This window comes from Akkermansia muciniphila (genome assembly GCF_002884975.1).
In the GTDB taxonomy this organism is placed as follows: domain Bacteria; phylum Verrucomicrobiota; class Verrucomicrobiia; order Verrucomicrobiales; family Akkermansiaceae; genus Akkermansia; species Akkermansia muciniphila_C.
The window spans coordinates 104,121-116,630 of the sequence record NZ_PJKB01000002.1 but is presented as its reverse complement, the minus strand read 5'-3'; the positions used below and the strand labels follow the sequence as shown (position 1 = coordinate 116,630).

Annotated in this window: 11 protein-coding genes; 5 read left to right on the top strand and 6 right to left on the bottom strand. The window is 59.0% G+C overall.

The genetic code is table 11. The annotated features are described in order from the left end of the window. The first annotated feature begins 257 nt into the window (after nucleotides 1–257). The 5 genes from CXU21_RS06550 to CXU21_RS06530 all read left to right on the top strand — a co-directional run bounded on the left by CXU21_RS06550 (nucleotide 258) and on the right by CXU21_RS06530 (nucleotide 7,159). On the top strand, nucleotides 258–1,220 hold the full coding sequence (locus tag CXU21_RS06550; protein ID WP_102712045.1) for a glycosyltransferase family 2 protein: 963 nt from the start codon (nucleotides 258–260) through the stop codon (nucleotides 1,218–1,220). Further along, the gene (locus tag CXU21_RS06545; protein ID WP_102725504.1) at nucleotides 1,207–3,462 is read left to right on the top strand and encodes a hypothetical protein; all 2,256 of its coding nucleotides are present in this window, start codon (nucleotides 1,207–1,209) and stop codon (nucleotides 3,460–3,462) included. The genes CXU21_RS06550 and CXU21_RS06545 overlap by 14 nt, the downstream gene beginning before the upstream one ends. Before the next feature lie 175 nt (nucleotides 3,463–3,637). After that, a complete protein-coding gene (gene bioB / locus CXU21_RS06540) occupies nucleotides 3,638–4,603 on the top strand; it encodes a biotin synthase BioB (protein ID WP_102725503.1) in 966 nt (321 codons plus the stop codon). A 29-nt stretch (nucleotides 4,604–4,632) separates the two neighbouring features. Then, entirely contained in the window at nucleotides 4,633–5,982 is a 1,350-nt protein-coding gene (bioA, locus tag CXU21_RS06535) for an adenosylmethionine--8-amino-7-oxononanoate transaminase (RefSeq protein ID WP_102712051.1), read from the top strand. Nucleotides 5,983–6,088: 106 nt separating this feature from the next. Then, nucleotides 6,089–7,159, top strand: a complete 1,071-nt coding sequence (locus CXU21_RS06530; protein ID WP_102712053.1) for a hypothetical protein — start codon at nucleotides 6,089–6,091, stop codon at nucleotides 7,157–7,159. Between the two features lie 99 nt (nucleotides 7,160–7,258). On the opposite strand, the gene CXU21_RS06525 is transcribed toward CXU21_RS06530, so the two are convergent. The 6 genes from CXU21_RS06525 to rffA all read right to left on the bottom strand — a co-directional run bounded on the left by CXU21_RS06525 (nucleotide 7,259) and on the right by rffA (nucleotide 12,418). After that, nucleotides 7,259–9,016: a hypothetical protein gene (locus CXU21_RS06525; RefSeq protein ID WP_102725501.1), complete on the bottom strand. Its 1,758-nt coding sequence runs from the start codon at nucleotides 9,014–9,016 to the stop codon at nucleotides 7,259–7,261. Nucleotides 9,017–9,144: 128 nt separating this feature from the next. Then, nucleotides 9,145–9,489, bottom strand: coding sequence for a multidrug ABC transporter (locus tag CXU21_RS06520; protein ID WP_102712057.1), 345 nt, complete (start codon nucleotides 9,487–9,489; stop codon nucleotides 9,145–9,147). Then, nucleotides 9,482–9,823 carry an EamA family transporter gene (locus CXU21_RS06515; protein WP_102712059.1) on the bottom strand — a complete coding sequence of 114 codons (342 nt, stop codon included), beginning with the start codon at nucleotides 9,821–9,823 and terminating at the stop codon, nucleotides 9,482–9,484. Before CXU21_RS06515 ends, CXU21_RS06520 begins: the two co-directional genes overlap by 8 nt. 23 nt (nucleotides 9,824–9,846) lie before the next feature. After that, the gene (locus CXU21_RS06510; RefSeq protein ID WP_102712061.1) at nucleotides 9,847–10,785 is read right to left on the bottom strand and encodes a glycosyltransferase family 2 protein; all 939 of its coding nucleotides are present in this window, start codon (nucleotides 10,783–10,785) and stop codon (nucleotides 9,847–9,849) included. Then, on the bottom strand, nucleotides 10,782–11,282 hold the full coding sequence (locus CXU21_RS06505) for a GNAT family N-acetyltransferase (protein WP_102712063.1): 501 nt from the start codon (nucleotides 11,280–11,282) through the stop codon (nucleotides 10,782–10,784). The genes CXU21_RS06510 and CXU21_RS06505 overlap by 4 nt, the downstream gene beginning before the upstream one ends. Continuing rightward, complete coding sequence (rffA, locus tag CXU21_RS06500) at nucleotides 11,279–12,418, bottom strand: dTDP-4-amino-4,6-dideoxygalactose transaminase (RefSeq protein WP_102725899.1); 1,140 nt, start codon at nucleotides 12,416–12,418, stop codon at nucleotides 11,279–11,281. The genes CXU21_RS06505 and rffA overlap by 4 nt, the downstream gene beginning before the upstream one ends. Nucleotides 12,419–12,510 lie beyond the last annotated feature (92 nt).

The following is a 12,510-nucleotide window of genomic DNA, read 5'->3' as shown; positions in this document are numbered from 1 at the left end:
GGTTAATGAACAGCCTCCGTGCATGATAAGAAACAGCGGATTGCGAATCCGGACAAACGGCAGGCGCTTCATGCAACCCTGAAATCTTTTGTGAAGCAGTATTTTGCCAACTGGCCGCACCTTCGGATTAAAGACTGCCTCTCTTTCTGGTATAAGTGTGCTTTTCTGCTAACCAATTTGGGTTCAGAAAAACATGTTGACTTCGAATTCGCAATCCGTAATCTTTGGTAAGATATTCATTTTGCAAAAGGTCTTACATGATTTCCATTGCCATCATTATCCCCGCCTATAATGAAGAATTGACTATCCGGGAAGTGATGCAGGATTTTTATAACCACTGTCCGGAAGCCGCCATTTATGTCATTGATAATAATTCTTCCGATAAAACTGCGGAAATAGCCAGGAAAACGTATGAAGAATTAGGGTGTTCCGGCGCGCTGCTTCAAGAAAGGCGGAAAGGAAAGGCCATGGCCGTTAAAAAGGCGTTCCGGGAAGTGGATGCGGACGTATACGTGATGGTGGACGCGGACCTGACCTATCCGGCCGCCGACCTCCACCGCCTGCTGGAGCCCGTCCTCCGCGGAGACGCGGACATGGTATGCGGTGACCGCCATGACGCCGGCATTTACAGCCGTGAAAACAAGCGCCCCATGCATGATACGGGGAACAAGGCCGTCCGCATGCTCATCAACAAGCTGTTCCAGGGGAACCTGCATGACATCCTGACGGGCTACCGCGTCTTCTCCAAAAGGTTCGTCAAAAACTTCCCCATCCTTTCCACGGGCTTTGAACTGGAAACGGAAATCAGCATCCACGCCCTGGACAACGGCTACTCCATCGTGGAAGTGCCCACGAACTACATGGACCGTCCGGCAGGGTCCGTTTCCAAGCTTTCCACGGTGTCAGACGGGGTGAAAGTCATCAAGACCATCTTCTCCGTCCTGATGAACCATCGCCCCCTGTTCTTCTTCTCCATCATCAGTGCCATCCTGCTCATCCTCGCCATCCTGGCGGGCCTTCCGGCGGTTCTGGACTATTTCCGGTATGAGTACGTCTTCCACCTTCCCCTTGCCGTCCTGTCCATGGGGCTGTTCACCGTATCCGCGCTTGCCCTGACCATCGCCTTCATTCTCCACGGCCTGCGGACCTCCCAGCGGTACGACCACGTCCTTTCCCTCATGCACTGGGACGAACGCAATCTTGAGCATGAAAAACACTGACTCCCTCTCCAGGCGCTCTTTCTGGCTCTGCTGCCTCCTCTGGACCGCCATGGTGGCCGTGTTCTTTGCCCCGGCCATCTTCGGGGGCAAGGTACTGGCCCCCATGGACATCATGGAATGCCTCATTTCCCCGTATGCCACGCAGCCCATGGAAAACGTCCACAACCACTTCACGGTGGACGCCATTTCCCAATACCTGCCCTACAACTATTCCGTAGCGGAGAGCTTCCGGCAGGACGGCTACATGGGCTGGAATCCATACGCCCATAACGGCACCCCCATTGCGGAAAACACCATGCTGTGCCCCGGAGACTGGCACCACGCCCTTTACTTTTTCCTGCCCTTCTGGACGGCATGGGACACGGGCATCATCCTGCAATTCTTCATCGCGGGCCTGGGCATGATCGTCTTCCTGCGGAACCGGAAGGTTCCGGCTCCCTACTGCCTGCTGGGAGCGGCGGGCTATGGCTTTTACTCCCAATTCGTCATGTGGATCTACCACCGGTGGGTGCTGGGAACCATGTGCTGGGCCCCCTGGATACTCTGGGCCCTGATGCGCAACAGGGAAAAAAGAATCATCGACCTTCCCTCCATCCTCTTCATTGCTCTGGGGTTCCGGGGCGGCCACCTCCAGGCGTGCCTGTTCATCGTCCTGCTCACGGGCTGCGTGTGGCTGGCGGACTGGTGGTCTTCCCCTTCACGCTGGAATCTTAAAACCCTCTGGCGCGTTTCCCTGCCCTACCTGGTATCCGGCATCGGAGGGGCCCTGCTCTCCATAGACGTGCTGGCCCAGACCATTCCTCCGCTGATGGCAGGGGTCAAAGAGCTTCCCTTCCTGACGGGCATCACCCACCTTCCCTCCCTGGTCACCGTCCTGTTCCCCACCCTTCTGGGCGTTCCGGAAACCATCGACTTGTTCAAGCTCATGGGACAGGACCTCTTTGACCTGAAATTCACCGGAGGTGTCATTTTTGTCCTTTCCGTTCTGGGACTCTTCAACAGGAAAGCCCCGCTGACGGCCAAATTCCTGATGGTCATCAGCCTGGTGCTGGTTTTCACCCCTCTCATTACCTACTTTTACTCCCGGTCCACCGCGGTGTATGCCCTGGGCGCTTCCTGGCTGGCGGCGTGGCAGCTCCACGCCCTCACGCAGGAACCCGCAAGAACCGTCTGGAAGAAAATCTTCATTGCCCTGGGGGTTCTGACGCTGGGCTGGCTTCTCTGCTCCGTCCTGATTCAAATCTTCCACCAGGACCTCCTCTCCATGCTCCAGAGGAACCTGCTCTCCCGCCTTTCCGCCGCTGAAACAGGGAGGGAAAACTGGTACCTGCTCCGGACGGAACGGCTGCTGGAGCAAAGCTGCATCTGGTACCCGCGCACGCTTGCCCTGCTGGCGCTGCTGTGGGGCGGCCTCTGGGCCGCTTCCCGCATTCATGTCCGCGCACGGCACAAGCTGCTGCTGGCCTCCCTGGTCATTCTCTGTTCCCTGGGGGAACTGCTTCTGGTGCAGGCCACCTGGGTGCAATATGCGGACAAGCCTGAATCCGCCGGACTGTACAAGGAACCTGAATGGATGCCGCGCCTGAAACAGCAGGTAGGTGACGGTTCCGTCTCCTTTTACTCCACTCAGGGGGACAAGGATTACCTTCACGCCAACCATCTTTCCACCTTCGGAATCAAGCTGGCCGAGGGCTATGAAACCGTCGCACCCAGAAGGCTTCATTCCCTCCAGGACAAACTGGCCCATCCGGAAGCAGCCGCCAGGGCCGGCATTTCCCATATCATCGTCAATCCGCGCCACAGCCTGCCGCAGACTAAAGGCTGGGATCTGGTGGAGAATAACTCCCGGTACATCCTTCTTGCCAATCCCGATTACAAGGGAAGATACTTTGCGGCGAACCACGCTACGGGAGAAAGCACCCCCGTACAGCCCGGCCGGATCACGTACAATCAAATGGATTTCACCGTCCCACCGGGAACCACGGCCCTGGATGTTCTGGAAAGCTACTCGGACGGCTGGACGGCCCGCATCAACGGAGGAAAGCCCGTCCCCGTGGAATGCACGGAAAACTACGGCATTACCGTTCCGCTGGCCGCCGCGGACACCCCCGCGCATGTCCTTCTCCAGTACAGGGACCACCGCCAGGACACCTACTACGGCATCATCCTCGCAACGCTGCTCCTGATCTGCGGCGCGAGCCTGTGGCGCCACATGAAGAAGATACCTTCCACTCCTCATTGACAGGCGTGCCGCCATCCGGGGAAGGAATACAGGCCCGCTCCGGGCTTCCCCGCTCTGCGCCACAAGGCCCCGGAACAGACGGTCAAATGAGGAAAAGGGAAAGGATTCCCCACGATACGTACCCCCCCGGCATTCTGCCCTTGACGTGGACCGCGCCGGGGGTAGTCTTTCACGCATGAGTCTGACCTCTTCCCTCCTTTCCAGGGTGCTCCATGGCACTTCCTGCACCAGAGAAGAACTGATAGCCCTCAGCCGGGAACCGCTGGAGGAGCTGTGCCAGGCGGCCAACGCCATCCGGGAGCACTTCTGCGGAAACGTCTTCGACCTCTGCACCATCATCAACGGGCGCAGCGGCAAATGTTCGGAAAACTGCAAGTACTGCGCCCAGTCCGCCCATTACTCCACCGCGGTGGAGGAATACCCCCTCTTAAGTGATGAAGCCCTGCTGGCGGGCGCCAGGTACAATGATGAGCGGGGCATCCTGCGCTACTCCATCGTCACCTCCGGCAAGAGGCTGACGGATGCGGACGTGGAGCAGCTTTGCGCCAGCTACAGGCACATTGCGGAACGCTGCGGCATCTCCCTCTGCGCCTCCCACGGCCTCATCTCCAAAAAGCACTGTGAGCAATTGAAGGCCGCGGGCGTCTCCCGTTACCACAACAACCTGGAAACCTCCCGCCGCAATTTCCCGAACGTATGCACCACCCACACGTACGACGACAAGCTGCAAACCATCAAGTGGGCCATGGAAGCCGGGCTGGAAGTGTGCAGCGGCGGCATCATGGGGCTGGGGGAAACCCTGGAGGACCGGATAGACATGTACATGGACATCGCCGCGCTGGGCATCAAGTCCGCACCCATCAATTTCCTGACGCCCATCCCCGGTACGCCGTACGCGGACATGATCCCGCTGGGGGAGGAAGACCAGCTGCGCATCGTGGCCCTGGTGCGGTTCATCATGCCGGACGGCTTCGTCCGCATCGCCGCAGGGCGGAATACCATGAAGGACCACGGCAGGAAAATCTTCATGTCCGGAGCCAACGCGGCCATCTCCGGGGACATGCTCACCACCTCCGGAGTCACTATCCGGGAAGACCTGGCCATGCTTGCGGAGCTGGGCTATGAAGTCCGCATGAAGTAAGGACCGTCCCGCTTCCGCCGCCTTTCACCATGAATCACTCAGACTGGTCAAAAAAAGATCTGGAATACATCTGGCACCCCTGTTCCCAGATGAAGGATTATGAAACGCTGCCCCCCATCGTGATTGAGCGCGGGCAGGGAATCAACCTGTACGACGTGGACGGGAAGCGCTATCTGGACGTGGTCAGTTCCTGGTGGTGCAACCTGCTGGGGCACTCCCACCCTAAAATCAACCAGGCCATCAAGAACCAGCTTGATTCCCTGGAGCACGTCATCTTCGCCAATTTCTCCCACAAGCCGGCCATCACCCTGTGCGAGGAGCTGATGAAGAAGATGCCGCAGGGGCTCTGCAAGTTCAATTTTTCCGACAATGGCTCGGGAGCCATTGAATCCTCCATGAAGATGAGCTTCCAGTACCATTACCAGACCGGAAACCGCCAGAAGGTGCGCTTCATGTCCCTGAGCGACGGCTACCACGGGGAAACCCTGGGAGCCCTTTCCGTGGGAGGGCTGGACCTTTATTCGGAACTTTACAAGCCCCTCCTGCTGGACATCGTGCGCATTCCCGCTCCGGACTGCTACCGCTGCCCCAGGGGGAAAAAACGCGGCTGCTGCCAGGCGGAATGCATTGACGCTGCCCAGGAGGCGTTTGCGCGCCATGGGGACGAATGCGCCGCCCTGCTGGTGGAACCCCTGCTCCAGGGTTCCGCGGGCATGCGGATGTACCCCCCCGCCTATCTGGCAAAACTGCGCTCCCTGTGCGACGCCTATAACGTACATCTCATTGCGGATGAAATCGCCACCGGCTTCGGCCGCACGGGCAGCATGTTCGCCTGTGACCAAGCCGGCATCTCCCCGGACATCATGTGCCTCTCCAAGGGGCTGACGGGCGGCTACATGCCCATGTCCATCGCCGTCACCACGCAGAAAATTTATGACGCCTTTTATGCGGACTACCGGGAGGGGAAGGCTTTCATGCACAGCCATACCTATTCCGGCAATCCCCTGGGGTGCTCCGCCGCCCTGGCCGTGCTGAAAGTGCTGGACGAGGAACAAATTATTCCCCGGGCGCAGGAAAAGGCCCCCGTATTCCGCCGGATGATCGCAGACGCCCTGGGGGACCATCCCCACGTGGGGGAAATCCGCAGCCTGGGCCTGGTGAACGCCATTGAACTGGTGGAGGACAGGGAGACCAAAAAGAGTTTCCCGTCCGAACGGCGGCTGGGCTACCAGATTTACAAGGAAGCGCTTAAACAGGGTCTTCTCCTGCGCCCGCTGGGGGATGTCCTTTACTTCAATCCGCCTCTCGTCATCTCCCCGGAGGAAATGCAGGAGGCCGTAAACATCTGCGCCGCCTGCATCCGCAAGGTGCTGGGGTAAACATTTATTCCCCCGCAACAATATGCCCGTTCCTTTTTTTGAAGAAAAGCTGCAACTTTTCTTCACGAGGGGGGTTTGTAAGAATACCCTGTAACCTCATACCGTCATGATACACTTAACCCCGTTCCGCAAACGTCCGGCGCTTTCCGCGCTGATGCTTCTCATTCTGGGCTCCGGTTTCTGCCAGGCCCAGGAAATGCTTACCGACTCCGCAAGGAAGGAAGCCTCCGAGTGGCTTAAGGAAGTCAAATCCGGCTACCTGAACACCAGCTCCGCCCGTATCCAGAAGGCCGTGTCCGCCCTCACCACGGCCATCAGCACGGAAAACGCCGCCATGAAACTTTACGTGGACGCCATGAAGGACCGCTTCCTGAACCCCACCAGCATGATGTCCCACATGCTGAACAGGGGCGGCGGGGGCTTCCGGATGATGCGCATGCCGGGCTCCGGTGGAAGAGGAGGCAGCAACGGCAACAGCAAGCCTGACAGCCCCAGCACCGCTTTTTCCAACTGGCGCAAGCAGAATACGGGAAACAACGTGGCCCCCGGCTTCAAAAAGGCCCTTCAGATGCAGTGCAAATGGATGCTCCTGTGCCTGAAAAAGGCGGATGCGGAGAAAAATGAACGCGAATTCAACGTTTCCTCCAGCGTCCTCTCCATGCTGGATGAGGTGGCTGCCAACGCCAAGGACGTGGGCGAACAGCTCCCCATGGTGGGAGGAGCCAGCGAAGTAATCCGTTCCTATCTGAACATCAGTGACTACCGTTCGGAAACGCTCCCGGATAACATGATGGACCTCAACACCATTTTCGACCGCGTGCTGCTGGCTCCCTACAAGGAGAAGAAGGACGTGGAAAACTTCCGGAAGCTCTGGAACAAACGCATCGGCCTGGAAGCCACCCTGCTGCAGAACAATTCCGCCAGTGACAAGAAAACGGCGGAAGTGGAAAAAAACAATTTCCTGATCAAGAGGCAGTGGGAACGGGAAAAGGCCTGCTTTGAACTTGGCGACCAGGTGGCGGCCCTTGAAAAGATGAAGAGCCTGATTTCCGGCATCAAGGACCCCGCGGAAAAGCAGCGCGCCATCCGTGACCTGGAATTCCTGCTCCTTACCCCGGCGGAACAGGCGAAACTCCGGGAAGAACGCATGAACAACAGGCGCGGCCCGCGCTTTTAACGGAACCTGAATAGCGATGTTCCTTTCCATCCCCGGTGTGCCGCGCGCACCGGGGATGCTGTTTTCCGGAACGGCGGATTGCCGGGAAAAAGGCGGTCCCTACCTGCCGGGCTGGAACCACGTCTTGCGCAGGCGGTAAATCCGCAGTCCATGGATGTTTTCATCCAGATGCCACGCCGTACGTATCCCGTGCTGCTCCCAGATATGGCGGCTGAGCATCCCCATGAACTTGCTGTCCATGTCGGAAACGTCTCCCTGCGGAGTCAGGCAGACGATGTACACGTTATCCCTGCACAGGTTCAGGGAGGACTGGCCCTCCCAGCCCATTTCCTTCAGCTTCCGCTGCACGGGCTTCAATGGGAAATTCCAGCCGCCCAGCGTCACGACATTCTTCCGGGAGCAGCTCCATGCCTTGCGGAAGACGGACTGCCCCGGTGCCAGGTCATCAATGGTGCCTCCGGACATCTGGATGCAGAACAGGGAGTCCGGTTCACGGTCCACCCGCTCGCACAGCAAACGCCCTGCATCCGGAGAAAAGGATTCCAGATTGGCCTCCCACACGGCGGCGCACGCCTGTGACAGGGAAACGGCAAACGCGCAGAACATGGGAACGCCGCCCGTCAAGGCCCCCCGCCCCGTCCATTTGACGCGGATGGGGCGGTACTTCTCAGACCACAGCAGGCACAGCCCCGCAATCAGGAAGGTGGGATACACCACGCGGAAATACAGGCGGTCTATGCTGGACATGTACAGCAGGATCAGCACCAGCAGGGCGCCCACGCACCACCGCAGGGCACGGGCATCCCCGCGCCGGAAAGACACGCGGCAGGCCAGGCCGAACAGAATCCAGCACGGAAGAAGGTCCATGATGGAATTCCAGGAAAACAGATGAAGGGCCTTTTCCGCACGGGCCCACATCCTGGGCCAGAATTCAGCGCCGTCCCGCGCCAGCAGCAGCCTTTCCAGATACTCCGTATTAAACACCCCCATATCGCAGTTGGTGAACATCCTCACCATTTTGATATCATTGGCAAACACGCCGTACTTCTCGCACTGGTACTCGCTCTCCTGCCTGATGGGGCATGTATCCGAGAGCTGCGCGCGGGCCTGGTTCCACGCCGCCACGTCACACCCTTCCAGCACACTCCGGTGGGCGTACTTGTTATACTCATTCAGCCCGAAGGAGACGGCCAGCACGCAGGCCAGCGCAAGCCAGAGACGCCCGCGGGCAAGCAGCTTCTCCCGGGACGGTTTAAACCCGTCCAGGCTTCCCGCCAGCAGGATGGCTCCCCAGAAGGCATCGCACACCAGGGCGCCGTCCAGCCGGATCATGCTGCCCAGCACGCACAGGAAGCCCCCCGCGCATAATTTCTTCCAGGAAGAGGAGCCGTACTTGAGACACATCAGCACCCCGGTGAACCCTACCAGGAAGGCGGCATGGCTGAATTGCAGGGCGGCGTAAAACCCCGGCATGATCAGCAGCCACACCAGCAGCAGGACCAGCGTATTGAAATCATACTTGCGCGCCTTGCGGGCATGCGCCGTCAACATCGTGAAAATGCCTGCGCCGCTGGACAGCGTGGCAAGCGCCAGAAACACGGGCCACACGGACAGGCCGCCCAGCACGGGGGCCGCTTTCAGCAGCAGCCCGGTCAGCAGGGGATTGACGAAAATGACGTGGGCGTCCGCGTAGGAAGGATCGCCCCAGCCGTCAAGCACGGACGCAATCACCAGATCATCATTGGATTGGTACGCCACGCCCGCAATGCTCCAGGCCAGCACCAGCAGCAGGAGGTTGAACCATACGGGATGGAGCAGCGGAAAAAGCGATGTCCATCTCCAAACCTGTTTCAACATAAGCAAATTCCCTGACTTTGGGGGCTATTCTCCCTGCCCGGGCCCGCATACTAGAAACGGGGAAAATGAAAGTCAAGAGCCGATCCCGGCGCACACGGAGGGAAAGTCAAAAGGCCGTTGCACCCGCCTCAGCGGTTCAGGCAGATAATGATGCCCGCAATAATCATCAGGTTCCCCCCTATCTTGCGCAAGGTAATCGGCTTGCCGAAAAAAATCCGGTCAAAGAAAAGGATGTACACGTACGCGGAACACTCCAGCACGTTCACCGTAATCATCGGCAGGTGGGACAGGCAGTAAAACGTCAGAAGGCAGCAGCCCAAGAAAATGGAATATGCCGTCACGGTGGCCGGATTCACGAAATAGGAAATGCCGGTCAGCCGTTCGTTCATGGCGGATTTTTTCAGAATCACCTGCGTGCAGGACGCCAGAAAAACGGAAAACAGGTTCAGGCCGATGTAGAATTCCTCATTCATGCGCGTCCTCCTCCGTGGAAACCAGAATAATGCCGCTGATGATCAGCACCGCCCCCGCCGCCAGCGTCCAGGAGAGGGTTTCCCCCAGGCAGAGCCACGCCAGCAGAATACCCCAGAGGACGACGGCGGAACGGTTGGCGTAGGCCACGCCCAGATTGAATTTTTTCAGCATCACCTGCCATCCCGCCGCATAAATGCCCAGCAGGAACAGCACGCCGGCCAGGAAAGCGTACTTGCGCCAGTCCGTCCAGCCATAGGGGGCCGCCATGCGCCCCAGGACGGTATTCAGGGCGTAAATGACAAATAGGAGGTGAAGGACAAGGTAGTTGATCATAGGGGAAAAGAGCCGGGGGAAACTCACTCATACCGGCGCGCCACTACCACGGCGGGCCTGTGCTTGGTTTCATTGTAAATCTTGGAGATGTAGATGCCGATGACTCCCAGGCACATCAGGATCAGGCCACCCACCAGCCAGATGGAGGCCACGGAGGAGGCCCACCCCGGAGGGGCCACATTATACAGAAGCTGCCGGACAAGCACCCACGCGACGTACAGCATGGCAACCAGCGTCACCCCCATGCCGAAGTAGGAAATGTACACCAGCGGCCTGGCGCTGTAGGAGACCACGGAATTCACCGCCAGCGCCATCTTCTTGCGGAACGTATACGTGGTGGGGGAGGTGGAGGCTTTCTTCACCATGCACGGCACCTGCCGGAAGCCGGCGGAAACGCACAGGCCGAAGAAGAAGGGCTCCCGGTCCTGGAACTTCAGCATTTCCCGCAGGAAACGCGCGCTCATCAGCCGCGCCGTGACCATGTTCCTTGTAATCTGCTGGTCGGAAAGCAGGTTGAACACCGTATAAAACAACTCTCCGGAGACAGATTCAAACAGACCGCCCTTCCTCTTCTCCTGTACGCCGTAAACCACATCCGCCCCGGTCCCTTCCATCTCCCGGGAAAAATCCCCCAGCCACTCGGGAGCTTCCTCCAAATCACTGTCAATCAGGAACACACGTTCTCCCCGTGCTTCCTCGCACGCCACATACATGGCCAGATGGTGGCCGAAGTTGCGGGACAAATCCACCACGCGCACGCGGCTGTCCTTTTCCCGTTCCTTCAGGGCATCTTCCAGCCCTCCCCGCGGACAGCCGTCATTGACCAGCACCACCTCCGTACGGGAGGGATCGTAACCCGCCTCAAGCGCGGCGGCAAAACTGCGGGAACAGAATTCCGCCAGATAGGAACCCGTGCAATACACGGTAGCCACGATGGACAGTTGAACCTGTGGATCAGTCATAACGTTTTTACGTACATCAGAACGCGCTTCCTCTCTCCGTTCTTCGCGCATTCCCCGTCCTCTTCCGGAGCATGGGCGAACCCCATGCGCTCATGAAAGCGGATGGAGCTGGAATTGTCTTCCAAAATCCGTGCGCACAGCCTTTCCAGTCCCAAATCTCCCGCGGCCAGCTCCATCATCCGCGCATACGCGGCGGAAGCCGGGCGCAGTTCCCTGAATCCCCGGTCATACAGATAAATGCCTATCTCCCCGCGGCGCGCGGCGCGGTCAAACCACGGCAGGTACACCAGCCCCAGCGGAACCCGGTCCGCATAAATCACGCAGGCAAGGGCGTCCTCCCCGCGGATATTCCTTTCCAGCCATGCCCGGTGCTGGTCCTCCGTCACCTGGTCCAGCAGAAAAAAAGGGCTGACCGCATCGGAATTGCGCCACATGCGGAGCTGCATGCGCATGGCCTCGTCCACATCGGACACGTTGACCAGGTGAATCTTCATCATTCTTCAAACTCTTCCAGGCCAAACCCGGCCCGCAGCACTTCCCGGCACCCCTCTTCCCCCAGGTCATAATACAGGGGAAGCCTCAGCAGCGTTTCACTGGTGCGGTCCGTGTGCGGCATGGGCCCGGCACAACGCCCGAACCTCACCCCGGCGGGGGAGGAATGGAGGGGGATGTAGTGGAACACGGCCTTGATTCCGCATTCCGCCAGTTTGCCAATCAGGCTGGTGCGCTCCTCCAGAGAATTGAGCAGGATGTAATACATGTGCGCGTTATGCACGCAGTGTTCCGGAACGCATGGACGCCGCAGGACGCCCTGTTTTTCCAGAGGTTCCAGCGCGCGGTGGTACATGTTCCACCACTTCAACCTTTCCCCGTTGATCTCCTGCCCGTGCTCAAGCTGGGCGTACAGATAGGCGGCGGTCATTTCCCCGGGAAGATAGGAGGAACCTACGTCCACCCAGGTGTACTTGTCCACCTGGCCGCGGAAAAACTTGGCCCGGTTGGTCCCTTTTTCCCGGATAATCTCCGCACGTTCCATCAGGTCCGGGTCATTCACCAGCAGGGCGCCGCCCTCGCCTGAAATAACATTCTTGGTTTCATGGAAGCTGTAGCACCCCAAATGGCCGATGGAACCGAGCCTGCGTCCCTTGTAGCAGGAGCCTACGCCCTGGGCCGCATCTTCAATCACATACAGGCGGTGCCGCCGGGCTATGTCCATGACGGCATCCATATCGCACGCCACCCCCGCGTAATGAACCACGCAGATGGCGCGGGTACGGTCCGTAATGGCCGCTTCAATCAGCGTTTCGTCAATGTTCTGGGTATCCGGCCTGATGTCCACGAAGACGGGAACGGCGCCGCGCAGGACAAACGCGTTCGCCGTGGAAACGAATGTGTAGGAAGGCATGATAATCTCGTCTCCCGGCTGGCAGCCGATCAGCAGGGCGGCCATTTCCAGCGCCGCGGTTCCGGAATGGACCAGCAGGGCCTTCCCGGCCCCGGTGCGCTCCACGAGCAATTCATGGCATTTCTTCGTATAATAGCCGTCCCCGCATAAATGGGCACGCTGGATGGCGTCCCGGATGTAATCCAGTTCGGGACCGTGTTTGTGAGGTTGGTTGAAGGGAATCTCCATGGCTTCCAGAAAGGACCGGCTCATGATGAACGCCCGGCACGGGCATGCCGGTCCTGCGGAGGACGTTCCAGAAGCAACGCCCCCGCATGCGG

Excerpts from the sequence above, each read along its gene's own strand:
- rffA (WP_102725899.1), bottom strand. The coding sequence starts at position 12,418 with ATGGAGATTCCCTTCAACCAACCTCACAAACACGGTCCCGAACTGGAT.
- CXU21_RS06520 (WP_102712057.1), bottom strand. The coding sequence starts at position 9,489 with ATGAATGAGGAATTCTACATCGGCCTGAACCTGTTTTCCGTTTTTCTG.
- bioB (WP_102725503.1), top strand. The coding sequence starts at position 3,638 with ATGAGTCTGACCTCTTCCCTCCTTTCCAGGGTGCTCCATGGCACTTCC.
- CXU21_RS06545 (WP_102725504.1), top strand. The coding sequence starts at position 1,207 with ATGAAAAACACTGACTCCCTCTCCAGGCGCTCTTTCTGGCTCTGCTGC.
- CXU21_RS06550 (WP_102712045.1), top strand. The coding sequence starts at position 258 with ATGATTTCCATTGCCATCATTATCCCCGCCTATAATGAAGAATTGACT.
- CXU21_RS06515 (WP_102712059.1), bottom strand. The coding sequence starts at position 9,823 with ATGATCAACTACCTTGTCCTTCACCTCCTATTTGTCATTTACGCCCTG.
- bioA (WP_102712051.1), top strand. The coding sequence starts at position 4,633 with ATGAATCACTCAGACTGGTCAAAAAAAGATCTGGAATACATCTGGCAC.
- CXU21_RS06525 (WP_102725501.1), bottom strand. The coding sequence starts at position 9,016 with ATGTTGAAACAGGTTTGGAGATGGACATCGCTTTTTCCGCTGCTCCAT.
- CXU21_RS06530 (WP_102712053.1), top strand. The coding sequence starts at position 6,089 with ATGATACACTTAACCCCGTTCCGCAAACGTCCGGCGCTTTCCGCGCTG.
- CXU21_RS06505 (WP_102712063.1), bottom strand. The coding sequence starts at position 11,282 with ATGATGAAGATTCACCTGGTCAACGTGTCCGATGTGGACGAGGCCATG.
- CXU21_RS06510 (WP_102712061.1), bottom strand. The coding sequence starts at position 10,785 with ATGACTGATCCACAGGTTCAACTGTCCATCGTGGCTACCGTGTATTGC.